Here is a 23,643-nt window from a genome sequence, read left to right as displayed (position 1 = left end):
GGGTTAGCCCTGCCCCTTTGCCGCCGTGCCTGCGTAGTAGGTCAGGCGGAACTTGCCAATCTGCACCTCATTGCCTGTCCGCAGCTGCAGGCTGTCCACACGGTCGTTGTTCACGTAGGTGCCGTTGAGGCTGCCGGAGTCCACCACCATGAAGCCGTCGCCGGAGCGGCGGAATTCCGCGTGCTTCCGCGACACCGTGACGTCGTCAAGGAAGATGTCCGCTTCCGGGTGCCGGCCGGCGGTGGTGACGTCCTGGTCCAGCAGGAACCGGGCCCCGGCGTTCGGGCCGTCGTGGGCTATCAGCAGCGCCGACCCGGCCGGCAGCGCGATCACCGATGCTTCCTCTTCGCGGGAGAGCCTCGGTTTGGCGACGTGGGCCAGGGTCTGCGGCGGCAAAAAGATGGATGTGGTTTCCGCGTGCGCCTCCGGGTTCCGGCTGTCGCCGTTCCCGTTATCCGTGGCGTTGCGAGCTTCGCCCACCATCAATAGTTCCTCCCGTAAAAATGTAGCGGCCAACCGGTTCAGGACCGGTTGGCCGTCGAGTGGCTCCGGTAGCTCCTAGCCTACCTGCTGTTCATACTCCGGGGCACTGAGCAAGGTCTCCAGCGCCGCCGGATCCGACAGCTTGACCTCCAGCAGCCACCCCTCCCCGTACGGATCGGAGTTGATCAGGGCCGGGTCGGTTTCCAGGGCGTCGTTGACGGCGGCGACCTCACCGCTGACGGGAGCGTAGATGTCGCTGACGCTCTTGGTCGATTCCACCTCGCCGATGACCTCGTTGGCGGTGATGGAGGAGCCGGCTTCCGGCATCTGCACGTAGACCACATCGCCGAGGGCGTCCTGCGCAAAGTCGGTGATACCCAGGCGCACCGTGCCTTCGGCCTCGGCGGCAGCCACCCACTCATGCTCGGCTGTGTACTTCAGGTCGGCAGGAATATTGCTCATCGGTTGCCTTTCTCGCACCATGGACGGCCAGTTGCTACGGCAAGGATCCGTTCCCCGCCATCGCTGAAAGTATAGGCATACAGGGCCTTGCACAAGCCAATGGAAAAGGGACCCGGTCCTCGCGAACCGGATCCCTTGCTGTCGGGTTGACAGGATTTGAACCTGCGACCCCTTGACCCCCAGTCAAGTGCGCTACCAAGCTGCGCCACAACCCGAAGTTCCGCCTTCATGCAACCGGCGGAACCACCTCAAATACTGTACAGCATTTTTCCCTGCGTCATGACCACCGGGCGCCCCCGCGGGCGGCGGGGCCGGGTCAGTGCTTGCGGGACCGCTTCTCGCGCACCCGCATGCTGACCTCGATCGGGGTGCCTTCAAAGCCGAATGTTTCACGCAGCCGGCGGGTAATGAAGCGGCGGTAGCCGGGGTCCAGGAAACCAGTGGTGAACAGCACGAACTTCGGCGGCCGTGAGGAAGCCTGCGTGCCGAACAGAATGCGCGGCTGCTTGCCGCCGCGTACCGGGTGCGGGTGGGCCGCGACCAGTTCGCCCAGGAAGGCGTTCAGGCGGCCGGTGGGGATGCGTTTGTCCCAGGACTCGAGGGCACGGTCCAGCGCCGGGACCAGCCTGTCCTTGTGCCAGCCGGTCTTGGCCGAGATGTTCACCCGGGGCGCCCAGTCCACGTGGGCCAGGTCCTGCTCGATCTCGCGTTCGAGGTACCGGCGGCGGTCGTCGTCCAGCAGGTCCCACTTGTTGAAGGCAAGCACCAGGGCCCGGCCGGAATCGATGGCCAGCTGCAGGATGCGCACGTCCTGCTCGCTGAGCACCTCGTCCACGGCCAGCAGCACGACGGCGACCTCCGCCTTTTCGAGCGCGGCCTGCGTGCGGAGCGAAGCATAGAAGTCCGCGCCTTGCTGCATGTGCACGCGGCGGCGGATCCCGGCCGTGTCAACAAAGCGCCACGTCCGTCCGCCCAGTTCGATCATTTCGTCGACCGGATCGCGGGTGGTGCCGGCGATCGTGTCGACCACTACCCGCTCGCTCCCGGCCAACTTGTTCAGCAGCGACGATTTGCCGACGTTCGGGCGGCCGATCAGGGCGACCCGCCGGGGGCCTCCGGTGCGCTCGAGTCCCCCGTAGGCAGAGAATTCGGGCAGCACCTCCAGGGCCGCATCGAGCATGTCGGCCGTTCCCCGGCCGTGCAGTGCCGACACGGGATAGGGCTCGCCGAAGCCGAGGCCCCACAGGGCCGCGGCTTCGGCTTCCTGGGCCAGGTCGTCCACCTTGTTGGCCACCAGGATGACCGGTTTCTTCTTGCGGCGCAGCATCTTTACCACGGCCTCATCCGTGGCCGTGGCCCCGACGTTGGCGTCGACGACCAGCAGGACGGCGTCGGCCATGTCCACCGCGATTTCGGCCTGGTCGGCGACGCGGGCGTGGATGCCGCGGGCGTCATGCTCCCAGCCGCCGGTGTCCACCAGGGTGAACGGGCGCCCGTTCCAGTGGGCCGAGTAGGAGACCCGGTCGCGGGTGACGCCGGGGGTGTCTTCGACGACTGCCTCGCGCCGGCCAATGATCCTGTTCACCAGCGTCGACTTGCCCACATTGGGCCGGCCGACGATGGCCAGCACCGGGGCCACCCGGAGCGGTTCGTCGTCGGGGACGGGTTCTCCTGCAGCCGCCAGCAGCGCGGCGTCCTCGTCGTCAAGGTCGTAATCGGCCAGGCCGGCGCGCAGCGACGCGGCGCGCAACTCGGCTTCGTCGTCATCGAGCTCAAGCATGTGCTCGGCGATCTGGTCCTCGCCCGCCGGACGGTATTCCTCGTCGGCCGGCCGATCCGCCGGGGAGGATCCGGGCTGGGTGTCACTCATCGTCTGTTCCTTCTGGGTAGGCAGCAAGCCGGTTGTCGTCGGGGGGCGTGGTTGGCCGGAAGCGGCTGCCCGGTGAACGCCACGCTGTGCCGGACATGGCCGGACAACTGCCGGCGGATCTCTTCGGCTGCAGTGTCAATTGAAACACGCCCGGACACCGAGGACCGCCTCCGGCAGGTCTGCGGGGAGCCGAACGCCGACTGGTCCGGCACCTTGCCGACCGGCCTGCCCCACCGCGGCCCCCGCCGCACCGGACCGGTGGATCCGCCGTTCCGGGCGGGTTCAGTGCGCGGCATGCCGGACGACGGCGAGCACCGCTTCGACGGTTTGTTCGAAATCCAGATCGGACGAATCCACCGTGAAGACGCCGTCGGCGGCCTCGGAAAAGTTCACCACGGTCGAATCCTTGGCGTCCCGGGCCAGCACCTGCTCGTGCAGGTCGGCGTCGCTCTGCGTTCCGCCCAGCTGGAGGCCGCGCCGGCGCAGCCTTGCTTCTTCGCTGGCGGTCAGCAGCAGCCGCACCTCGGCGTCGGGAGCGACGACCGTGGTGATGTCGCGGCCCTCGGCAACGATCCGACGGCCGGAGTCGGCGATGATCTGCTGCTGGCGCCGGACCAGCTCGGCCCGTGCCCCCAGCGTCGTGGCCACGGCGCTCACGGAGGCGGAGATTGACGGCTTGCGGATTTCGTCGGTGATGTCCGTGGAGCCGATGCGCACGTATTCGTCGTCCGGGTGGGTGCTGATCTGCAGGTCGACGTCCTTGCTGGCCTGTTCGACGGCCGCCGCATCCGCCAGGTCCACACCGGTGTTGACGCAGTACCAGGTCACGGCACGGTACATGGCGCCGGTGTCGAGGTAGGACGCGTGCAGCCGCCGTGCGGTTTCCTTGCTGACGGACGACTTGCCGGAGCCGGACGGCCCGTCGATGGCAACCACCAGCGCCTTGCCCTGCCGGTAACGAGCCATATCCACTTCCGCCGCGCTCATTGCACAACCTTCCATCCACGTGAGGTCAAGTAATTAATTAATTCGTGCCGCTTGCTGGGCAGCACGGCAAGCTCCGCCAGCCCCACCGGCTGGCCCGCCGAGTGTTCCAGGCGCAGGTCTTCCAGGTTGATGCCCACCTCGCCGATCTCGGTCAGCAGGCGGGCGATTTGGCCCGGCGTGTCGTCGACCAGGACGGTCAGCCATGCGAACGCCTGCGGCGGAGCGCCGTGCTTGCCGGGAATCCGTGCCTGGCCTGCGTTGCCTTCGCTGATCAGCTTGGCCATGTCCAACCGGGAGCCGTCGGCCTCGGGGTGCTCAAGCGTCCTGATCAGCCGTTCCAGGTCTTCGCGGACGCCGTACAGGATGTCCACGAGCCGGGACGCGTTCGCGCCGAGGATCTGCACCCACAACGCCGGGTCGCTGGCCGCAATCCGGGTGACGTCGCGCAGGCCCTGGCCGGAAAGGGACAAGGCATGCGCCGGCGTGTCCTGCAGCCGGCTGGCCAGCAGCGAGGACATCACTTGCGGCAGGTGCGAGATCAACGCCACGGCGGCGTCATGTTCGTCGGCCGACATGTGGGAAACCACCGCGCCCAGGTCGATCGCCAGCGCGTGCGCCGTCTTCACCGCCCCCGGCGAGGACAACTCCGACGGGCACAGGACCCACGGCATCGACGTGAAGAGCTCGCCGCGGGCGGCGACGGGGCCGGATTTTTCCCGCCCCGCCATCGGGTGGGTACCCACGTAGCGGCCCAGGTCCGCCTCCGCCAGGTCCGGGTCCTTGGCCAGCGCCTCGAAGACGGCCGTCTTGACGCTCGCAATATCCACGACGACGGCGTCCGGGTAGTCGCGCAGCGCGCGCGACACGACGGCGGCGGTGACGTCCGGGGGCGCCGCGACGACGACCAACTGGGGCTCCACCCTCTCGCCGGCAGGCAGGATCCGGCCGGCACCGATATCCTGCGCCACCGCCTGGGCCGACGGCGAGGGGTCCGAGAGCAGCACGTCGATGCCGCGGGCACGCAGGCCGAGCCCGATGCTGGCTCCGAGCAGCCCGGTTCCCATCACCAGGACCGGCCCGGACAGGTGGGTTGCCTGCGCGTGTGCCGGGTTCACCGGCTACATCCCCACCAGGGCCAGCAGGTGCCCTGCTTCCTGGCGACCGAGGGCGCGGATGCTGCCCTGTCGCTGGTCGCCCAGCCGGATGGGGCCGAACTGGATCCGGACGAGCCGTTCCACGGGGTGGCCGACGGCGTCAAACAACCGCCGCACAACGCGGTTCTTGCCCGAATGCAGCACGACTTCCACCAGGACGTGTCCCGGCGTCGAGTCGACCAGCTTGAACGAATCGACCGAGGACACGCCGTCTTCCAGCTCGATCCCGGATTTCATCCGCGCCCCGACGCCGTGCGGCATCGGCCCGCGGACCTGCACCAGATACGTCTTGGGGACCTCGTAGGACGGATGGGTGAGGCGGTTGGCGAGTTCGCCGTCGTTGGTCAACAGCAGCAGGCCTTCGGTGGCCTGATCCAGCCGCCCCACATGGAACAGCCGCTGGCCCTGCTGCGGCTTGAGGTAGTCGCTGATGCAGGGGCGTCCCTCCGGATCCTCCATGGTGGAGACAACACCCTTTGGCTTGTTGAAGACCAGGTACGTCAGCGTTTCATCCATCTGGACGCGGATGCCGTCCACATGGATGACCGCGCGGGACGGGTCGACGCGCACGCCAAGTTCGCGCACGATAACGCCGTCCACCTCGACCCGGCCGGCCTGGATCAATTCCTCGCACACCCGCCGGGAGGCCACGCCCGCGCCGGCGAGCACCTTCTGCAGGCGCACGCCCTCGGGATCGTGCAGCTCGGAGGCCGCCCCCGCTCCCGCCCGCGAGGGACGGTCCGGGCGCCTGACCGGTCCGAGGTTCTGGCCGAACCGCTCCCGCCCGAAGGGCCGCGGCCCGGCAGGACGCTGCGGCTGCCCGCCGCGTGACTTGCCGGCACCGGCCTTGCCCGCAGCCTTGCCGCCGGTCTTGCCGCCGGCCGGTTTGGCCGGCTTTCCTTGGCCCGGGCCGGCCGTCGACGGCTTGCGGCTCCCGTGCTTGGCCGCACCGGGCTCGGCCGGGCCGCGGCGGGCACCGGGCTGACCGGTGCCGGTGCCGAACTCGTTGCGGCCCTGGTCCCGTCCGGCCGCCCCGGAGCGGCCGCCGCCCGGCTTGCCGGCACCGGTCCGGCCGGCGCCGCCGGTCCCCTGACCGGGCCGGCCACGTCCTTGGGCCGAACCGCCCTGCGGACGGCGCTCGGCATCGTCCGGACGGCGGCCGTCGCCGGGACGTTTTCCGCCGCGGGGGTTGTTCCGTCCGGAGCCGGAACGAGGCGGTTGTGTCATGGTGGATCCTTACCCGTGGAAACTACTGCAATGGTCTGCTGCTGCCGGAGGCCGGCAGCCTAGAGCGAAGCGTCGTCGTACTCGGACAGGTTTTCCAGTCCCGGCAGATGCGGGGCGATCTCCGGCAGTTCGCCGATGCTTCCTATCCCCAATCTTTCCAGAAAATAAGAGGTGGTCCGGTACAGGACGGCTCCGGTCTCCGGATCGGTGCCGGAATCCTCGATGAGGCCGCGCTGGGTCAGCGTGCGTACCACGGAATCGACATTGACCCCTCGGATCGCCGAAACCCGGGCCCGCGAGACCGGCTGCCGGTACGCGATGACGGCCAGCGTCTCCAAGGCGGCCTGGGTCAACCGCGCGGTCTGGCCTTCCAGCACGAAACGGGACACCAGCGGCGCGAAATCGCTGCGCGAGAAGATCCGCCAGCCGCCGGCGATGTGGCGCAGCTCAAAGCCCCGCGGCTCCGCGGCGGGCCGCCCTTCGGAGCGGACTCCGCCGTCGTAATCGCGCTGCAGGTCCAGCAGCAGGGCCTGGACGGTGCCCACCGGAAGGGCCAGCGCTGTGGCCAATTCCACATCGGTGGCCGGTTCGTCGATAACCATCAGGACCGCTTCCAACGCGGCCCGGGCACCGCCCGGCAACCGTTCCACATCGACCTCGGGCCCCGCCGTCTCCTCCTGCGGATCAGTCATCGCGTCCCTCCGTTGTGTCCGCGGCCGTGTCGGCGGCCGGGCCGTTGTCATATTCCTCGCTGAGGCTGGCGCCGGTCCATTCCGCGTCCGGCCCGGTCCAATGGACCGTCAACTCGCCGAGCGGCGCAACCTGGTCGAAGGCGATGACGCCGTCGCGGAACATCTCCAACAGCGCCAGGAAGCGGGCAACCACCACCAGCGCGCCGTCCGCGTCGTCGGTGAGCGCCCGGAACGTCAGGGGCGGGCCTGCCTGCAGTCGCGCCCCAAGGATCGCCGCCTGCTCCTTCACGCTGACCGGCGGCGCGTGCAGGTGCGAGAGCCCGACCTGGGTCGGCGCGGGCTCCTTGGGCTCCAGGGCTTTGGCCGCAAGGGCGGCAAAGTCCGCCAGGGGCGTGCGCCAGACAAGCTCGGGCAGCAGCGCGGCGAACTGCGGCTCCAGCGCGACCTGCCTCGGGAATCGTTCGGCCTCCCGGGCCAGGCGCTGGCCGAGCAGGGCCGCGATTTCCTTGAAGGCCTTGTACTGCAGCAGCCGGGCGAAGAGCAGGTCCCGGGCCTCGAGCAGGGCGATGTCCTCGTCGTCCTCCACCTCGCCGGTGGGCAGCAGCCGGGCGGCCTTGAGGTCCAGCAGGGTCGCCGCGATGACGAGGAACTCGCTGGCTTCGTCCAGGGCCTTGTCGTTGCCGTCGGCCTGGAGGCGGCGGATGTAGGAGATGAACTCGTCCGTGACGCGGGCAAGCGCCACTTCGGTGATGTCCAGTTCGTGCTTGGAAATCAGTCCCAGCAACAAATCAAACGGTCCGCTGAAGTTGTCCAGCGTGACGGCGAAGCCTGCCGGCTTCCGGTCGCCCTCCTGGTCCGGGACGTCGGGCACAGTGTCCTGCCCTGCCGGGAGGCCGCCTGCCGGCACCGTCCCCGCCGGCGCCGGCGTCATCAGGGGGCGCCGCCGCGGGCGATGAGCTCCTTGGCCAGGTCGCGGTAGGCGGTCGCGCCGGCGTGGTTGCCCGCGTAGCTGGTGATCGGTTCCGCGGCGACGGTGGCGTCGGCGAACTTGATGGTGCGCTTGATCACGGTTTCGAAGACCTTGTCGCCGAAGGCTTCCAGCAGCCGGCCGATGACCTCGCGGCTGTGCAGGGTGCGGGCGTCGTACATGGTGGCCAACACGCCGTCGATCTGCAGGCGCGGGTTCAGCCGGTCTTGGACCTTCTCGATGGTCTCCACCAACAGCGCCACTGCGCGCAGCGCGAAGAACTCGCAGATAAGGGGAATGATCACGCCGTGGGCCGCCGTGAGCGCGTTGACGGTCAGCAGGCCCAGCGAGGGCTGGCAGTCAATCAGGATCACGTCGTAGTCGTCCTCGACCTTGCGCAGCGCGTGGGCCAGGACCTGTTCGCGCGCCACCTCGTTGACCAGCTGCACTTCCGCGGCCGAGAGGTCAATGTTGGCCGGCAGCAGGTCGATGTTTTCCACGTCCGTGGGCTGGATGGCCTCGCGGATGTCGGTCTTGCGGTCCATCAGCACGTTGTAGACGGTCAGGTCCAGCTCATGCGGATTGGTGCCAAGCCCGGCCGACAGGGCGCCCTGCGGGTCGAAGTCGACCAGCAGGACCTTGCGGCCGACCTCGGCCAAGGCGGCGCCGAGGTTGATGGTGGACGTGGTCTTGCCGACGCCGCCCTTTTGGTTGACCATTGCCACGATGCGCGCGGGGCCGTGGGACGTCAGGACGGGCGGTTCAGGGAACTCGGTCAGCGGCCGCCCGGTCGGGCCCAGGACATCCTCGTCCGCTTGCCGCAGAGTGGTTGTCGAACCTTGTTCGCTGCTCACGTATCTAACCCAGCTTCCATCGTTTCGCTGCCGTTCTTCTTCCTGACAAGGTTACAGTGACCGCCCCGTTATCGATCGACAGGCCGCTGATGATCGGCGAGCCTTTAGCTTCAAGTAGAGGTCTAAGGTTTACGCTTCGCCGTCGGGGAATCAGGGCACGGCCGACGGCGGGGGCGGATCGGCATGTATACAAAACAGAGCATTTTTCCCGATCTGTCTCGCTTTTCCCGCAGCTGTGTATACACTGGCGGGATGAAGCAGAACTTGCGTGCCGGCGAACGGGCCTATTGGTCGCTGCGCGAGGACATTGTGGAATGGCGGTTGCCCCCGGGCACGGTCCTGGCCGAGGTTGAGCAGGCCGCCCGGCTGGGCATCTCCCGCACGCCGCTCCGCGAGGCGCTGGGCCGGCTGACCGCCGAAGGGCTGGCCACGCCCCACACCGGACGCGGCGTCGTCGTCGCCGACGTTTCACTGGAGAACGTCACCGAGCTCTTCGAACTGCGCACGGCACTGGAGTGCCAGGCGACGGCCTTGGCCGCCAGGCGCGGCGAACCGGCCGAATTCCGGCGGCTGCAGCAGGAATTCCTCGCGGCGGCCGAGGCCATGCGCGGCGCCGTTCCGGACCCGCAGGCCTACTACCGGCTGGTCGGCCGGCTGGACGCCGCGGTGGACCACGCCGCCGCCAACACCTACCTCCGCCAGGCGATGGCCAACCTGCGCGTCCACCTGGTAAGGATCCGGCGGCTAGCACGGGACAACCCGGCCCGCCTGCTGGCCTCGGCGGCCGAACACGCCAACATCGCCGGCGCCATCGCCGACGGCGACAGCCAGGTGGCGGCCGCCGCCACCCGCATCCATCTTCACCAGAGCCTGGAACACTTCAAGACCACCGATCCGAAACACCGGACCGACCTGCCAGCCGAGAGGACATTCTGAATGACCGTCAACCATCATGTGCGCGTCTACCGCAGCGAAGAGAACCTGCCCCGCGAGGACCAGCTCGCCTACAAGATCGCCCGCGTGGCCACCGACCCGGTGGAGGTTTCCGCCGACGTGGCCGAGATGGTGATCAACCGGATCATCGACAACGCTTCGGTGGCCATTGCGTCGCTGAACCGCTCCCCCATTGTCGCCGCGCGTGCGCAGGCGCTAAGCCACCCGGTCTCCGGCGGCGGGGCCGGTGCCGGGGTCTTCGGCATCGCCGGGAAGACCTCCCCGGAGTGGGCGGCCTGGGCCAACGGCGTGGCAGTGCGCGAACTGGATTACCACGACACGTTCCTGGCCGCCGACTACTCGCACCCGGGCGACAACATCCCGCCCATCCTCGCGGTGGCCCAGCACGTGGGCGCGAATGGCCGCGACCTGCTCCGCGGCATCGCCACCGGCTACGAGATCCAGGTGGACCTGGTCAAGGCCATCTGCCTGCACAAACACAAGATCGATCACGTGGCCCATTTGGGCCCGTCGGCCGCGGCGGGCATCGGCACGCTGCTGGGCCTGGATACGGAGACCATCTTCCAGGCCGTGGGTCAGGCGCTGCATACGACGACGGCGACGCGCCAGTCGCGCAAGGGCGAGATCTCCACCTGGAAGGCGCACGCACCGGCCTTCGCGGGCAAGATGGCGGTGGAGGCAGTGGACCGGGCGATGCGCGGCCAGACCTCACCCGTGCCGATCTACGAGGGCGAGGACGGCGTCATCGCCTGGCTGCTGGACGGGCCGGACGCCTCCTACGACGTGCCGCTGCCGGCCCCGGGCGAGCCCAAGCGCGCCATCCTGGACACCTACACCAAGGAACACTCCGCCGAGTACCAGGCCCAGGCCTGGATCGACCTGGCCCGCAAGCTGCACCGCGAGCATCCGGAAGCCACCGACGCGGAGAACGTGAAGTCCGTCCTGATCAGGACCAGCCACCACACGCACTACGTGATCGGCTCCGGCGCGAACGATCCGCAGAAGTACAGCCCCACGGCGTCCCGCGAGACGCTGGACCACTCGATCCCGTATATCTTCGCCGTGGCCCTGCAGGACGGCGCCTGGCACCACGTTGATTCGTACGCCCCCGAACGGGCGGCCCGGCCGGACACCGTGGCGCTGTGGCAGAAGGTCAGCACCGAGGAAGACCCGGAGTGGACCCGCCGCTACCATTCGCTGGACATCGCCGAGAAGGCGTTCGGCGGCTCGGTGGAGATCACGCTCACCGACGGGACCGTCATCGCCGACGAGATCGCCGTGGCCGACGCCCACCCGCTGGGCGCCCGCCCGTTCGCCCGGGCACAGTATGTGAACAAGCTGCGCACCCTGGCCAAGGGCATCGTCGACGATGCCGAAATCGACCGGTTCCTCGCCGCCGTCGAGCGGTTGCCCGAACTGGCCGCCGGAGAGCTGGACCAGCTGAACATCCGGGCGGCCGACGGCGTCATCGACCTCTCCGCCGGGCCGAAGGGGCTGTTCTAAATGCTCTACTCCGCGACAACCCCCGAGCAGAAGCGCCGGACGCTGCGCGAAGGGCTGGCCTCCGGGAAGCTGCAGCAGTTCCCCGGCACGTTCAATCCCCTCTCGGCGCGGCTGATCCAGGAGAAGGGGTTCGACGGCGTGTACATCTCCGGCGCCGTGCTGGCCAACGACCTGGGGCTGCCGGACATCGGGCTGACCACGCTGACCGAGGTCGCTGTCCGGGCCGGGCAGATCGCGCGGATGACCGACCTGCCGGCCTTGGTGGACGCCGACACCGGCTTCGGCGAGCCGATGAACGTGGCCCGCACGGTGCAGGAACTGGAGAACGCCGGCCTGGCCGGCTGCCACATCGAGGACCAGTTCAACCCCAAGCGCTGCGGCCACCTGGACGGCAAGAACGTGGTGGACCTGGAGACCGCCAGCAAGCGGATCCGCGCCGCCGCCGACGCCCGCCGGGACCAGAACTTCCTGATCATGGCGCGCACCGACATTAGGGCCGTGGACGGCCTGGCCGCGGCCCAGGACCGTGCCCGCGCTCTGGTCGACGCCGGCGCGGACGCCATCTTCCCCGAAGCCATGAGGACCCTGGACGAATTCGCAGCCATCCGCGACGCCGTCGACGTGCCGGTGCTGGCCAACATGACCGAGTTCGGCAAGAGCGACCTGTTCACCGCGGACCAGCTGTCCTCCGTGGGTGTGAACATGGTGATCTATCCGGTGACCCTGCTGCGCAGCGCGATGGGCGCGGCAGAGCGGACCCTCGACGCCATCAAGGCCGACGGGACCCAGCAGGCACAGGTAGGCGACATGCTCACCCGTGCGCGTTTGTACGAATTGGTGGATTATGAGGCGTATAACCAATTCGACACCTCTGTATTCAATTTCCACGTGCCCGGCCGGTACTGACCACAAGACATAGGAGTCGCCATGAGCACCGATGCATCAACCGAAGCACCGCAGATCCGCAAGGGGCTGGCCGGCGTCGTCGTCGACACCACGAAGATTTCCAAGGTCAACGCGGAGACAAACTCGCTGCTCTACCGCGGCTACCCGGTCCAGGATCTGGCCGCGCACTGCAGCTTCGAAGAAGTGGCCTACCTGCTGTGGAACTCGGAGCTGCCGGACGGCGACCAGTTGCGGGAGTTCACCGCGGCCGAACGCGGCGGACGCGCGCTGGACCCGGTGGTGAAATCGGTCATCGATGCCCTGCCGGCCGAGGCCCACCCCATGGATGTCTGCCGGACCGCCGCCAGCGTGATCGGGGCCCGGCACCCGCTGGCCGGGGATTCCTCTCCGGCGGCGAACATGTCCAAGGCCGTGGAACTGCTGGCGGCCTTCCCGGCGGTCGTCGCCTACGACCAGCGCCGGCGCCGCGGCCAGGACCTGGTGGAACCGCGCGCGGACCTGGGCTACGCGGCGAACTTCCTGTGGATGTCCTTCGGCGAAGAGGCCGCGCCGGAAGTCGTGGACGCATTCAACGTGTCGATGATCCTGTACGCGGAGCACTCGTTCAACGCGTCCACGTTCGCGGCGCGGGTAATCACCTCCACGCTCTCCGACCTGCACTCGGCCGTGACCGGTGCGATCGGCGCGCTGAAGGGCCCGCTGCACGGCGGAGCCAATGAGGCGGTCATGCACACCTTCGAGCAGATCGGGATCCGCCCTGACGAGCCCCGCGAGGAAGCCGCCGCACGCGCCCGGACCTGGATGGAACAGGCGCTGGCCCGGAAGCAGAAGGTGATGGGCTTCGGCCACCGGGTCTACAAGCACGGCGACTCCCGGGTGCCGACCATGAAGGCCGCGCTGGACAAGATGATCGAACACTATGGGCGGCCCGAAATACTCGGCCTCTATGACGGCCTGGAGCACGCGATGGCCGAGGCGAAGGACATCAAGCCGAACCTGGATTACCCCGCCGGCCCCACCTACCACCTGATGGGGTTCGACACCGAGATGTTCACCCCGCTGTTCGTGGCCAGCCGCATCACCGGCTGGACCGCGCACATCATGGAGCAGTTGGAGTCGAACTCGCTGATCCGGCCGCTCAGTGAATACAACGGGCCCGCCCAGCGGGAGCTGGGCCGCTAAAGCTGCCAGGCCACGCGGTGGCCGGTGTCGAGATTCTCGACGCCGGCCACCGTTTCGTTGTCCGGCTGCATCAGCACCCGCAGCCGCGGCCGCTGCCCCGACAACGCCAGCGGCAGCCAGTGGCCGGCGTCCTGCCACATCTGCGCCAGCGGCAGCCGGTCCACCCGGTACCAGGCCGGCGCGATTTCCGCGGACTCTACCGGGACGCCCTCCCACCGCCGGGCCACGAAGAGCGCGGTGTCCATGTTCCACGCGGGAAGGGCCGGAAAATCGAAGAAGATCCGTCCGGCCTGCTCCAGCGCCTCCGGCCCCACGCGGACTCCGGTCTCTTCCTGCATCTCACGGCAGGCCGCGTCGTCGTCGCCCTCCCCCGGCTCCACTTTGCCGCCGACCCCCACGACCTTCCCGGCGCCGAACCCGGTCTTCTTCCGGCCGAGCAGCACGTAACGGCGCCCGGCTTCCTCCCGGAGCAGGAAACACAGGGCAACGGCGACAGTCATGGCAGCGAGTCTAGCCCGGCGCGACGGCGCCGACGGTGCGTTCCGGTGCAACCGGCCGGTGCCCGAGAGAGACGCCGGCGGGCCCGGGCGCGCGCGGAGCCGCCTTAGCTCCGGGCCCCCGGGAGACGCGTCAGCCCCGGGCCCGCGGATGCGCCGCCGCGTAAACTTCGCGGAGGGTATCGGCGGTGACCAGGGTGTAGATCTGCGTCGTGGTGACGGACGCGTGGCCCAGCAGCTCCTGCACCACCCGGACGTCCGCGCCGCCCTCCAGCAGGTGAGTGGCGAAGGAGTGCCGCAGGGTGTGCGGGGACACGGGCTGGGTGATCCCGGCCTTCTCCGCGGCGGTCTTCAAAATAGTCCAGGCGCTTTGGCGGCTCAGCCGGCCGCCGCGGGCGTTCAGGAACAAGGCCGGTGTGCCGTGCCCCTTCGCGGCCAGAGCCGGACGTCCCCGGACCAGGTACGCGTCCGCCGCCTGCGCGGCGAAGGAGCCCAGCGGCACCAGCCGCTCCTTGGATCCCTTGCCGAACAGACGGACGACGGCGGGACCGTCGCTCTGCGGTTCGACGCTGACATCATCGACGTCCAGGCCGACGGCTTCACTGATCCGGGCGCCGGTTGCGTACAGGAACTCCAAAAGCGCCCGGTCGCGCAGGCCGGTGGGGGTGTCTGCACCCGCAGACTCCAAGATTGCCGTCACAGCGGCGACGGAAATCGCCTTCGGCAGGCGTTTGCCGGGCATCGGCGGATGCACGTCAGTGGCGGGGTCGGTCTCCGTGACCCCTTCAAGCGTCCAGAACTTATGCAGCCCCCGCACGGCCACGATGGTCCGCGCCGCGGACCTGACGCTCAGGGCGGCGGCGCCGTCGGACCCCTCGGTGATGGCCTGGGCGAAGGCCGTGACATCGTGCCGGGTCACCGTGGCCGGCTCATCGACCGCGCGCGCCTTCAGGAACCGCAGGTAACGGCCCAGGTCCCTGCGGTAGGCCGCTACGGTGTTGGCGGCCAGCCCGCGTTCCACCGCCATGTGCTGCAGGTAGTCGCCCGCGGCGCGGCCCAGCGGTGTCGCGGTGAATTCGTCTCCCTTGGCGGACGGGGCCTGCAGGGGCGCGATGGCGGATCAGTCCCGGCCGGTTCCGGCGGCACCGTCCGGGCGCTGGCTGGGATGCTCCGGCCACGGCGCGTCGGCCGGGCGCAGGTCCTCGAAGCCGGTGGCGGCCGCGCGCGCGCCGGCAAGCACCCCGGTCACGGCCGACGGATTGTGCAGCCGCCCGGCCATGACCGCGTCCACCGCATCGTCCAGATCTACCCAGAGATGCTCGATTTCGGCCTCCTCGTCGGTGCGCTGGTGCCGCTGCGCCTCCGGCACCTCCGAGAGGTCACGGGCCAGGTAGATCCGGATCGCCTCACTGGAAGAGCCGGGCGAATTGAAAAAATCCACCAGCACGTTCCAGCGCCCTGCCACCAGGTCGGCTTCCTCGGCCAGTTCCCGCACCGCGGCATCGACGAAGTCCTCGCCGTCCACGTCCAGCAGGCCCGCCGGGATTTCCCACAGCGACATCCTGGTGGGCTGCCGGTACTGCCTCAGCAGCAGGACCCGTCCCTCCGTGTCCATCGCCAGGATGGCCACCGCGCCCGGATGTGCGATGTAGTCGCGCACCAACGTCTCGCCCGTGTCCGGGCCCAGCGTGAAGGTGTCGCTGACCACGTCCCAAATGCGTCCGCGGTAAACGGTTCGGCTGTCGACCAGCGGACGCGGGTCGGGGATGTCGGCAAAGGCCGCGGAGTGCGCCGACACTCAGGCTCCGGACTTTGCCGTGGCCTTGGCCTTGCCATGCTCCAGTGCGGCGGCGACGAGGCCGGCGAACAGCGGGTGCGGCCGCGTGGGGCGCGAACTGAGTTCCGGATGCGCCTGGGTGGAGACGTAGTACGGGTGCACGTCGCGGGGCAGTTCCACGAACTCCACCAGCTTGCCGTCCGGGGAGGTGCCGGAGAAGACCAGGCCCGCCGCGGCCAACTGGTCGCGGTATTCGTTGTTGACCTCGTAACGGTGGCGGTGACGTTCGCTGACCTTGGTGCTGCCGTAGGTCTCCGCGACAACGGAACCGGACTGCAGGGCTGCCTCGTACAGGCCAAGGCGCATGGTGCCGCCCAGATCGCCCTTGCCGTCGACGATGTCCAACTGCTCGGCCATGGTGGCGATCACCGGGTGCTTGGTGTCCGGATCAAACTCGGTGGACGAAGCGTCTTCCAGTCCCACGATGTTGCGGGCGTACTCCATCACCATCGACTGCAGGCCGAGGCACAGGCCCAGGGTGGGCAGCTTGTGTTCGCGGGCATACCTGAGTGCGCCGAGTTTGCCCTCCAGGCCGCGGATGCCGAAGCCGCCGGGCACGCAGATGGCGTGCACGCCGTCGAGGGCGGCGGCTGCGCCTTCTTCGGTGGCGCAGTCGTCGGAGGGAACCCAACGGATTTTCACCTTGGTCTGGTTGGCGAAGCCGCCGGCGCGGAGCGCTTCGGTCACCGACAGGTAGGCGTCGGGCAGGTCGATGTATTTGCCGACCAACGCCACCTCGACGTGGTGCTTCGGGTTGTGGACCGCCGACAGCAGCCGGTCCCACTTGGTCCAATTGACATCCTTGAACTTTAGGTCAAGGTGCTGCACGATGTACGCGTCCAGGTTCTGCGAGTGCAGGGTCTTGGGGATGTCGTAGATGCTCGGCGCATCCGGGCAGCCAATCACCGCGTCGATGTCCACGTCGCACATGCGGCCGATCTTCTCCCGCATCGCCGCAGGGACTTCCCGGTCGGACCGGATCACGATGGCGTCCGGCTGGATGCCGATGGAGCGAAGCGCGGCGACGGAATGCTGTGTCGGTTTGGTCTTCAGCTCATGCGACGGGCCAATGTACGGCACCAGCGACACATGCAGGAAGAACACGTTGTTGCGCCCGACATCCTGCCGGACCTGGCGGGCGGATTCGAGGAACGGCTGCGATTCGATATCGCCGACGGTGCCGCCGATCTCGGTGATGATCACGTCCGGAACCTTCTTGCCCGCGACAGGCTCGGCGGGCAGGCGCATGCGGCGCTTGATCTCGTCGGTGATGTGCGGGATGACCTGAACGGTGTCGCCGAGGTATTCGCCGCGGCGTTCCTTCGCGATCACGGTGGAGTACACCTGGCCGGTGGTCACGTTTGCCGACCCGTCCAGATTCTCGTCCAGGAACCGCTCGTAGTGTCCGATATCCAGATCGGTTTCCGCGCCGTCGTCCGTGACGAAGACTTCACCGTGCTGGAAGGGATTCATCGTGCCCGGATCCACGTTCAGGTAGGGATCGAGCTTCTGCATCGTCACGGAGAGGCCGCGGGCACGGAGCAGGTGGCCGAGGCTTGAAGCCGTCAGTCCCTTCCCGAGCGAGGACGCCACGCCGCCGGTGACAAAGATATGTTTGGTCGTCTTGGACGACTTGGAAAACCGGGAATTAGTTCGCTGCACCACGGAATTCGAGCCTATCACCTTTCTGGACGCCCTCGGATCTCAAGGCCGTTCCGACCGCTGCCGGGTGTGCGAACACACACCCGCCGGTCAACTGCTCCCCCGCCGGCGGCGGGGCTGGTCGTGCCTGTAGCCGATGCTACAGCGCCCTCGCTCCGTCGATGAGTTCCTGGGCGTGGGCGCGGGCGGAATGGGATTCTTCCTGGCCGGCGAGCATGCGGGCCAGTTCGGTCACCCGCTCTTCGTCGTCGAGCAACCGGACGTCACTGGCGGTCATCCCGCCGTCGTCCCCGCCGGCCGTCTTGATCACCCGGATGTGCTGGTCCGCGAAGGCCGCCACCTGCGGCAGGTGGGTCACCACTATGACCTGCACGTAGCGCCCCAGCATGGCCAGGCGGCGGCCGATCTCGACGGCCGCCTTGCCGCCGACGCCGGCATCCACCTCGTCAAAGACGAAGGTGGGCACGGGATCGACTTCCGCCAGCACCACTTCGATGGCAAGCATCACGCGGGACAGTTCACCGCCGGAGGCCCCCTTGCCCAGGGGACGCGGCGGGGCGCCCCGGTGCGGCTTCAGCAAGAACGTGATGACGTCGGCGCCGTGCACCGTGAGGGCGGGCGCCGGTTCGATATCGATCAACAGTTCGGCCTCGGCCATGGCCAGCGCCGACAGTTCTGCGCCGACCCGGCGGCCGAGTTCGGCTGCGGCGTCACGCCGCAGCGCCGTCACCGCGGCTGACTGGACAGCCAGGGCGGAGTCCAGTTCTGCGATTTCCGCCTCCAACCGCTCGATCCGGCTGGAGTCGTCGGTCAGGTCTTCCAAACGAGTGCGGGCCTGAACGGCCCACTCGAGCACTTCGTCGATGCTCGGCGCGTATTTGCGCACGAGCCGCGCCAGCTCGGCCCGGCGTGCTTCGACCTCCTCCAGCCGGCCCGGCCCCTCGCTGTCCAGCGATGCGCCGTAGCTCGCCAGCTCCGCGGCGACGTCGGCGAGGATGATGCCCACCTCGGCCAGTCGGGCCGCGGCGCGGCCCAATTCGGCGTCTTCGTCCTGGACCTGCTCCAGCGACCGCTTCGCCGCGTCGACCAGGGCCGTCGCGTCCGGAGAGTCGGTGTACTCCTCGGCAACGAGTGCCTGGTGCGCCAAGGTGGCAGCAGCGCGCAGTTCCTCGACGTTGGCCAGCTTCACGGCCTCGGCCTTCAAGGCGTCGTCTTCACCGGGCTGGGGGTCCAGCCCGTCGATTTCCTCCAGGGCCTGCTGCAGCGCCTCGGCTTCGCGCAGGCGTTCGCGGGCCTCGGTCCGCAGGGTCTCCAGTTCGGTGCTGGCTTCCCTCCAACGGGCGAACGATGCTGCATAACCGGACAGCGCCGTGGTGAGGGCTTCACCGGCAAACTTGTCCAGCGCTTCCCGCTGCGCCTGCTGGCTCTTGAGCCGCAGCTGGTCTGTTTGGCCGTGGACCGCCACCAGGTGGCCGCCGATCTCGGCCAGCGTTCCCACCGGCGCTCCCCGGCCGCCGACGTGCGCGCGGCTGCGGCCATCGGCGTTCACCGTCCGGGCCAGCATCAGTTCAGCTCCGCCGTCGAACTCGTCGATGTCAGCGCCCGCCTCACCCGCGCGGGCCAGGGCAGGGCTTCCCGCGGCAAGCCGGACCACGGCCTCGGTCACTGCGTTGCGTGCCCCGGTCCGCACCGCCCCGGCGTCCGCGCGGGCTCCCAGCAGCAGGCCGAGCGCGGTGACCACCATGGTCTTGCCCGCACCCGTCTCGCCCGTCACCACCGACAGGCCGGGCCCCAGCGGAAGCGTAGCCTCGGTGATCACACCGAGGTTGCGGATCCGGATTTCTTCGATCACTTCGGCGCCTCCTGGCTTGGCTGGGCGTATCGTGGTTCCACTGTCCGCACCGTAGGCAGGGACGAAGTCGGCGGCTGTTCTTCCGAGGGGCTGACGGGCCCGCGCCATCCCGACGTCGGTAGTTCGAACTTGCGGACCAAACGCTCCGAGAACGGCGTCCTCCGGGTCCGGGCCAGCCGCACGGGTTTGTTGGAGCGCGTCACTTCGATCCGGGAACCGGGCGGCAACTCCAGGCTTCGGCGACCGTCGCACCAGAGTACGCCGTTGGCGTCGCTGCGGCTGAGCACTTCCACCGCCATGATCGAATCCGGGGCAACCACCAGCGGTTTGGCGAACAGCGCGTGGGCGCTGATCGGGGTCATCAGCAGGGCTTCCACCTGGGGCCAAACCACCGGGCCGCCCGCGGAGAACGCGTAGGCAGTGGACCCCGTGGGGGTGGCCATGACCACGCCGTCGCAGCCGAACGAACTGATGGGCAGGGCGTCGACCTCGACCACTACTTCCAGCATCCGCTGTCGGTCGCCTTTTTCCACCGCCGCCTCGTTCAGCGCCCAGGTATGGCCGATCTTGCGCTTGTCCAGCCACACCTGGACGTCAATGGTCAGGCGCTCCTCAACCGTGTATTCGCGGTTTACCACCCAGTGGACCGTCTGGGCCAGATCCGCCCGCTCGCTCTCGGCCAAAAAGCCGACGTGTCCGAGGTTGACACCCAGCAGCGGGACGTCCGATTCCCGGACCAGTTCAGCCGAGCGCAGGATGGTACCGTCGCCGCCCAGGACCATGCCCAGATCAACGCCGTCCAGGCCGATGTCCTCGTCCAGTATTTCGGTGGGAACGGCCAGCTCGCCGTAGGTCTCCTGGAGGTGTCCGACCTCTTCCCGTCGCATGACCGGCACCAGGCCGGACGAGTGGAGTTGGGCGCAGGTTTCCTGGGCGGCCGCCAGGGCGTCTGCGCGCCCGGTGTGCGCGAGCACCAATATCCGCCGGCTCATCGCTCCACTCCCGGTTCCTGCCCTCTCGGTTCATCCAACTGGTCCGGCCTCGCTTCCCGCTCCCGCGGGAAACCGGCCATGGCCGCGTCCACTGCCTCCTGCAGCACACTACCCGTTCTGCGCTCAGTGGCCCCCGGGGGAACACTTATCCACAGGAAATATTCGACGTTCCCGTCCTGGCCGGGAAGCGGGCTGGCCGCCAACCCGCGGATGTCCAGCCCCCGTTCCAACGCTGCGGCGACAACGTTGCGAACCGCCCGGTACCGTTCCGCGTGGGAGCCGACGACGCCGGTGCGCGCCAGCCGCTCTCGGCCAACCTCGAACTGCGGCTTGACCATCAGCAGCAAATTCCCGGCCGGACGGGTCGCATCGGCCAACGGTCCGATGACCAGGGTGAGGGAGATGAACGACAGGTCAGCGACGGTCAGGTCCACCGGGCCGCCGATCGCTGCCGGTTCGAGATACCGGACGTTCAGGCCTTCGAATACCCGGACCCTGCTGTCCGTCCGGATCGCGTCGACGAGCTGGCCGTGTCCGACGTCCACGGCGACGATCTCCCGCGCGCCGGCGCGCAGCAGTACATCGGTGAAGCCTCCGGTAGAAGCTCCGGCATCGAGGCAGCGCAGGCCCGCCGGATTAACTGCGGGGAAGACCGCCAGTGCACCGGCAAGTTTGTGTCCGGCCCTGCTGACGTAGTCGGGGCCTCCGTCTGCGGCCACGGCCAGCTGGTCGTCCGGGCCGACGGCGGCCGCCGCCTTGGTCAGAACAGTTCCGGCACGGCTGACCCGCCCGGCCGCTATGAGCTTGGCTGCGTGGGTACGGGACCGTGCCAATCCGCGGGATACGAGCTCCTGGTCCAGTCTGGGCATAGGGCTCAATCAGCCTCGGTCTCCAGCTCGGCCAGCAAATCGTCGTGGATCTGCTGGTACACCTCTTGGTGCCCGCGTACCGGAAGGTTTGGAATCCCGGCGAGGCCGGAGATGATCGCGTCGACCGGCTCGTCGGCCGTGGAGTCGCCGGGAACCGGCCACTGCGGCTGCATCCGGCCGCCGCTTTCCCCTGATTCTGGCAGGTCCAAGCTATCCTCCCTCGCGTCGGCGGCTGTACCCAACCGCATGAGCCAGTCTAATATCGGCCTTCAATCGGCAAGGTCAGGCGCGGCCGCGGACGCCTGGTGCGGATGGGCATCCCACCAAGCCGCGCAGGCAGCGCGCCAGGTGTCCACATCCTCCCGGCTGCCGGAGACATTCAGCTTCCCGTTTTCGACGGCGGCCACCGCAGCACCGCAGCGGAACCCCGAGCCGTCAGGGGTAACGGCAGGATAGGGCCGGTACAGTTCGGTCAGGCTGCCCAGCAGATACCGTGGCCGTTCCGCCGTGCGCGCGGCGAGGATCGTTTCGACCCCGTCGATGCCGGTCAAGACGACTGCCGTGTCCATGCCCGCGTTGTTGCCGCCCAGGATGTCCGTATCGAGCCGGTCCCCCACTACCAGCGGCCGGCGAGCCCCCAACGCCGCAGCCGCCGTCGTAAAAATGCCCGCTTCCGGCTTTCCTGCAACCAGGGGCACCGCGCCGGTGGCTGACTGTACGGCCGCCACCAACGACCCGTTTCCGGGGGCGATGCCACGCTCTCGGGGAATGGTCAGGTCGGTGTTGGTGGCGATCCAGAGGGCGCCCGCGGCGACGGCGAATGATGCCTCCGCCAGGTCTTTCCAGCCCAGCTCCGGGTCGAACCCCTGGATCACGGCGACCGGGGCATCGAGGGCGGAACGGACCGGTACGAAGCCCTGGGCGGCTGTTTCGTCCGCCAGGGTCCGGCTACCCGTGACCAAGACCTTTGAGCCCGCCGGAACATGTCGGGCAAGCATCAGCGCACCGGCCCGCGCCGACCCGAAGACCTGGTCGGCGGTGGCCGGGGCACCGAGCTCGCGCAAATGAGCGGCCACCTGCGCCGCTGACCGCGACGCATTGTTGGTGATGTAGCCCAGCGCCGTCCGGGTCTCCGCGAGGCCCCTCAGTGCCTCTACGGCTCCGGGGATAGCCTGGTGCCCGGCGTACACGACGCCGTCCAGATCGGACAGCACGGCGTCGTAACCGGAGATCAGGGGCTTACCCGTCATCGTCCCTGCTGGCCTGGGCGGACGCGGTGCCGGGAGCGCCGGCGTCTTCGACGTCCGTCGCAGCTGGAGCAGCCGCTTCATCGGAGGCGGTCGGAGAACCAGCCGCAGGTTCACTTTCGCCGTCGTCCGGCGCTGACTCTTCAGATTCGGCCGGGCCGGCCGTGTCGGCCTCGTTGATGAAACCCCGCACATCGGTAACGGGGCCAGCTTCGCGGCGGCCGTCATCCGGTTCCATCTCATCGCCGACCAGGTCGACAATCTCAGGCTCGGCAAAATCTCCCACGCCCAGGGCGTTTTCGGCCACCATCGCCTGGCGCCTCCATTGCTGTGCTTCCTCACCACGGTTAGCGGCATCCAAGGCGTCCGCATACGCCCGGAACAGCCGCGGGCTGTAGGAGAAGGCCCTGTTTCGGTCCAGTTGCGGAATCTCCAAGGCCGCAACCGCCGCGTCGTACTGCTCCAGGTCGGAACGGGCGCCGGAGGCCACAATCGCCAGTTCCACTTTGCCCGCCGTATCCAGTGTTGCGGCGTCTTCTGACCGCGTCAGCTCCAGCGCCCTGTCCGGCCGCCCGAGGCCACGTTCGCAGTCGGCCATGATCGGCAGGTGCTCATTGGAGCCGCTGATGCGACGGAAGGTGCGGAACTCCCTGAGGGCTTCACCGTAGTGACCGGCCGCGTATGCGGTCAGGCCGACGGCCTCTCGCACCGGAGCCATGCGCCCACCCCTGCGGCTGGCCGCCAGGGCGTGCTGGAAGGCAAGTTCCGGTTCCTCGTCCAGCAGTCGCCCGGCCATCACCAGGTGCTTGGCAACCCACTCAGCGTTCTTGGACTCCAAGGTCCGCAGCTGCGCGCGCGTGACGCGGTCCAGCTCGGCACCCGTGACGTCGGGGTCAATCTCCGGTGAACGCGGGCGGTCGACCCGGTTGGAACTGCGCAGGTCTCCGGCATTGTGATCAGGCGCTCCGCCGGCGCGGTCGAACGACCTGCCACCGCCATCGTTGCGGGGACGGTCACCACGATCCTGACGCGGCCGATCACCAAAGTCCCGACGCTCACCACGATCCTGACGCGGCCGATCACCAAAGTCCCGACGCTCACCACGATCCTGACGCGGCCGATCACCAAAGTCCCGACGCTCACGATCTTGGCGGGGACGATCATCGCGCGAACGGAAACCGCCGCCGGACGAGCTGCCGCCACGGTCCTGACGAGGACGATCACCAAAGTCCCGACGCTCACCACGATCCTGACGCGGCCGATCATCCCGCGAACGGAAACCACCCGCACCACCAGACGCGCTGCCACGATCCTGACGCGGCCGATCATCCCGCGAACGGAAACCACCGGCACCACCAGACGCGCTGCCACGATCCTGACGCGGCCGATCATCCCGCGAACGGAAACCACCGGCACCACCAGACGCGCTGCCACGATCCTGACGCG

24 protein-coding genes and 1 tRNA gene are annotated in these 23,643 nt (G+C 68.5%); 5 read left to right on the top strand and 20 right to left on the bottom strand.

Features of this window, described 5'->3' with window-relative positions; all coding sequences use genetic code 11:
• Positions 1–3: 3 nt before the first annotated feature.
• From AC5RW2_RS23910 to AC5RW2_RS23865, 10 genes are all read right to left on the bottom strand, one after another.
• Positions 4–483, bottom strand: coding sequence for an FHA domain-containing protein (locus tag AC5RW2_RS23910; RefSeq protein WP_493999444.1), 480 nt, complete (start codon positions 481–483; stop codon positions 4–6).
• 75 nt (positions 484–558) lie between these two features.
• On the bottom strand, positions 559–945 hold the full coding sequence (gene gcvH, locus AC5RW2_RS23905) for a glycine cleavage system protein GcvH (protein WP_493999443.1): 387 nt from the start codon (positions 943–945) through the stop codon (positions 559–561).
• 141 nt (positions 946–1,086) lie between these two features.
• A tRNA-Pro gene (locus AC5RW2_RS23900) sits at positions 1,087–1,160 on the bottom strand.
• A 101-nt stretch (positions 1,161–1,261) separates the two neighbouring features.
• Positions 1,262–2,815 (bottom strand): ribosome biogenesis GTPase Der, encoded by a 1,554-nt coding sequence (gene der, locus AC5RW2_RS23895; RefSeq protein WP_493999442.1) that lies wholly within the window; start codon positions 2,813–2,815, stop codon positions 1,262–1,264.
• A gap of 282 nt (positions 2,816–3,097) precedes the next feature.
• A complete protein-coding gene (gene cmk / locus AC5RW2_RS23890; protein WP_493999441.1) occupies positions 3,098–3,802 on the bottom strand; it encodes a (d)CMP kinase in 705 nt (234 codons plus the stop codon).
• Positions 3,799–4,866 carry a prephenate dehydrogenase gene (locus AC5RW2_RS23885; RefSeq protein WP_494074727.1) on the bottom strand — a complete coding sequence of 356 codons (1,068 nt, stop codon included), beginning with the start codon at positions 4,864–4,866 and terminating at the stop codon, positions 3,799–3,801. Before AC5RW2_RS23885 ends, cmk begins: the two co-directional genes overlap by 4 nt.
• A 54-nt stretch (positions 4,867–4,920) precedes the next feature.
• Positions 4,921–6,183, bottom strand: coding sequence for a pseudouridine synthase (locus tag AC5RW2_RS23880; protein ID WP_494023259.1), 1,263 nt, complete (start codon positions 6,181–6,183; stop codon positions 4,921–4,923).
• 59 nt (positions 6,184–6,242) lie between these two features.
• The gene (gene scpB / locus AC5RW2_RS23875) at positions 6,243–6,875 is read right to left on the bottom strand and encodes an SMC-Scp complex subunit ScpB (RefSeq protein WP_494013794.1); all 633 of its coding nucleotides are present in this window, start codon (positions 6,873–6,875) and stop codon (positions 6,243–6,245) included.
• A complete protein-coding gene (locus AC5RW2_RS23870; RefSeq protein WP_494074697.1) occupies positions 6,868–7,806 on the bottom strand; it encodes a segregation and condensation protein A in 939 nt (312 codons plus the stop codon). The genes scpB and AC5RW2_RS23870 overlap by 8 nt, the downstream gene beginning before the upstream one ends.
• A complete protein-coding gene (locus AC5RW2_RS23865; protein WP_493999437.1) occupies positions 7,806–8,696 on the bottom strand; it encodes a ParA family protein in 891 nt (296 codons plus the stop codon). Before AC5RW2_RS23865 ends, AC5RW2_RS23870 begins: the two co-directional genes overlap by 1 nt.
• A gap of 264 nt (positions 8,697–8,960) precedes the next feature.
• Here AC5RW2_RS23865 and AC5RW2_RS23860 point away from each other — a divergent pair, with 264 nt between their 5' ends.
• The 4 genes from AC5RW2_RS23860 to AC5RW2_RS23845 are packed head-to-tail and all read left to right on the top strand — an operon-like array spanning position 8,961 to position 13,241.
• Positions 8,961–9,632: a GntR family transcriptional regulator gene (locus AC5RW2_RS23860; RefSeq protein WP_494074726.1), complete on the top strand. Its 672-nt coding sequence runs from the start codon at positions 8,961–8,963 to the stop codon at positions 9,630–9,632.
• A complete protein-coding gene (locus AC5RW2_RS23855; RefSeq protein ID WP_494013792.1) occupies positions 9,633–11,153 on the top strand; it encodes an MmgE/PrpD family protein in 1,521 nt (506 codons plus the stop codon).
• Positions 11,154–12,059, top strand: a complete 906-nt coding sequence (gene prpB, locus AC5RW2_RS23850; protein ID WP_494013791.1) for a methylisocitrate lyase — start codon at positions 11,154–11,156, stop codon at positions 12,057–12,059.
• Between the two features lie 21 nt (positions 12,060–12,080).
• Positions 12,081–13,241, top strand: coding sequence for a bifunctional 2-methylcitrate synthase/citrate synthase (locus tag AC5RW2_RS23845; RefSeq protein WP_494013790.1), 1,161 nt, complete (start codon positions 12,081–12,083; stop codon positions 13,239–13,241).
• Here AC5RW2_RS23845 and AC5RW2_RS23840 read toward each other — a convergent pair.
• The 10 genes from AC5RW2_RS23840 to AC5RW2_RS23795 form a co-directional block, all read right to left on the bottom strand.
• Positions 13,238–13,741: an 8-oxo-dGTP diphosphatase gene (locus tag AC5RW2_RS23840; protein ID WP_494013789.1), complete on the bottom strand. Its 504-nt coding sequence runs from the start codon at positions 13,739–13,741 to the stop codon at positions 13,238–13,240. The two genes, AC5RW2_RS23845 and AC5RW2_RS23840, sit on opposite strands and share 4 nt — an antisense overlap.
• Before the next feature lie 130 nt (positions 13,742–13,871).
• The gene (gene xerD / locus AC5RW2_RS23835) at positions 13,872–14,843 is read right to left on the bottom strand and encodes a site-specific tyrosine recombinase XerD (RefSeq protein ID WP_494074725.1); all 972 of its coding nucleotides are present in this window, start codon (positions 14,841–14,843) and stop codon (positions 13,872–13,874) included.
• Between the two features lie 15 nt (positions 14,844–14,858).
• The gene (locus AC5RW2_RS23830) at positions 14,859–15,536 is read right to left on the bottom strand and encodes an NUDIX domain-containing protein (RefSeq protein WP_494074696.1); all 678 of its coding nucleotides are present in this window, start codon (positions 15,534–15,536) and stop codon (positions 14,859–14,861) included.
• On the bottom strand, positions 15,537–17,258 hold the full coding sequence (gene pyrG, locus AC5RW2_RS23825; RefSeq protein ID WP_493980352.1) for a CTP synthase: 1,722 nt from the start codon (positions 17,256–17,258) through the stop codon (positions 15,537–15,539).
• A 118-nt stretch (positions 17,259–17,376) separates the two neighbouring features.
• A complete protein-coding gene (gene recN, locus AC5RW2_RS23820; RefSeq protein ID WP_494074695.1) occupies positions 17,377–19,089 on the bottom strand; it encodes a DNA repair protein RecN in 1,713 nt (570 codons plus the stop codon).
• Positions 19,086–20,081 carry an NAD kinase gene (locus tag AC5RW2_RS23815; protein WP_493999429.1) on the bottom strand — a complete coding sequence of 332 codons (996 nt, stop codon included), beginning with the start codon at positions 20,079–20,081 and terminating at the stop codon, positions 19,086–19,088. The genes recN and AC5RW2_RS23815 overlap by 4 nt, the downstream gene beginning before the upstream one ends.
• Positions 20,078–20,950, bottom strand: a complete 873-nt coding sequence (locus AC5RW2_RS23810; RefSeq protein ID WP_494074694.1) for a TlyA family RNA methyltransferase — start codon at positions 20,948–20,950, stop codon at positions 20,078–20,080. The genes AC5RW2_RS23815 and AC5RW2_RS23810 overlap by 4 nt, the downstream gene beginning before the upstream one ends.
• 5 nt (positions 20,951–20,955) lie before the next feature.
• Positions 20,956–21,159 carry a hypothetical protein gene (locus AC5RW2_RS23805; protein WP_494074693.1) on the bottom strand — a complete coding sequence of 68 codons (204 nt, stop codon included), beginning with the start codon at positions 21,157–21,159 and terminating at the stop codon, positions 20,956–20,958.
• A gap of 60 nt (positions 21,160–21,219) precedes the next feature.
• Positions 21,220–22,200 (bottom strand): HAD-IIA family hydrolase, encoded by a 981-nt coding sequence (locus tag AC5RW2_RS23800; RefSeq protein ID WP_494074692.1) that lies wholly within the window; start codon positions 22,198–22,200, stop codon positions 21,220–21,222.
• On the bottom strand, positions 22,190–23,035 hold the full coding sequence (locus AC5RW2_RS23795) for a hypothetical protein (protein WP_493999425.1): 846 nt from the start codon (positions 23,033–23,035) through the stop codon (positions 22,190–22,192). The genes AC5RW2_RS23800 and AC5RW2_RS23795 overlap by 11 nt, the downstream gene beginning before the upstream one ends.
• A gap of 114 nt (positions 23,036–23,149) precedes the next feature.
• Between AC5RW2_RS23795 and AC5RW2_RS23790 the strand changes: the two genes are divergently transcribed.
• The coding region (locus AC5RW2_RS23790) for a hypothetical protein (RefSeq protein WP_494074691.1) at positions 23,150–23,643 on the top strand (494 nt) is incomplete at its 3' end.

Source organism: Arthrobacter sp. B0316-1-20 (assembly GCF_059091865.1).
This window is presented reverse-complemented; position numbering and strand designations above follow the sequence as displayed.

Coding starts and splice junctions, on each gene's coding strand:
- AC5RW2_RS23910 (WP_493999444.1), bottom strand. CDS start 483: ATGGTGGGCGAAGCTCGCAACGCCACGGATAACGGGAACGGCGACAGC.
- gcvH (WP_493999443.1), bottom strand. CDS start 945: ATGAGCAATATTCCTGCCGACCTGAAGTACACAGCCGAGCATGAGTGG.
- der (WP_493999442.1), bottom strand. CDS start 2,815: ATGAGTGACACCCAGCCCGGATCCTCCCCGGCGGATCGGCCGGCCGAC.
- cmk (WP_493999441.1), bottom strand. CDS start 3,802: ATGAGCGCGGCGGAAGTGGATATGGCTCGTTACCGGCAGGGCAAGGCG.
- AC5RW2_RS23885 (WP_494074727.1), bottom strand. CDS start 4,866: ATGGGAACCGGGCTGCTCGGAGCCAGCATCGGGCTCGGCCTGCGTGCC.
- AC5RW2_RS23880 (WP_494023259.1), bottom strand. CDS start 6,183: ATGACACAACCGCCTCGTTCCGGCTCCGGACGGAACAACCCCCGCGGC.
- scpB (WP_494013794.1), bottom strand. CDS start 6,875: ATGACTGATCCGCAGGAGGAGACGGCGGGGCCCGAGGTCGATGTGGAA.
- AC5RW2_RS23870 (WP_494074697.1), bottom strand. CDS start 7,806: ATGACGCCGGCGCCGGCGGGGACGGTGCCGGCAGGCGGCCTCCCGGCA.
- AC5RW2_RS23855 (WP_494013792.1), top strand. CDS start 9,633: ATGACCGTCAACCATCATGTGCGCGTCTACCGCAGCGAAGAGAACCTG.
- prpB (WP_494013791.1), top strand. CDS start 11,154: ATGCTCTACTCCGCGACAACCCCCGAGCAGAAGCGCCGGACGCTGCGC.
- AC5RW2_RS23845 (WP_494013790.1), top strand. CDS start 12,081: ATGAGCACCGATGCATCAACCGAAGCACCGCAGATCCGCAAGGGGCTG.
- AC5RW2_RS23840 (WP_494013789.1), bottom strand. CDS start 13,741: ATGACTGTCGCCGTTGCCCTGTGTTTCCTGCTCCGGGAGGAAGCCGGG.
- AC5RW2_RS23815 (WP_493999429.1), bottom strand. CDS start 20,081: ATGAGCCGGCGGATATTGGTGCTCGCGCACACCGGGCGCGCAGACGCC.
- AC5RW2_RS23810 (WP_494074694.1), bottom strand. CDS start 20,950: ATGCCCAGACTGGACCAGGAGCTCGTATCCCGCGGATTGGCACGGTCC.
- AC5RW2_RS23800 (WP_494074692.1), bottom strand. CDS start 22,200: ATGACGGGTAAGCCCCTGATCTCCGGTTACGACGCCGTGCTGTCCGAT.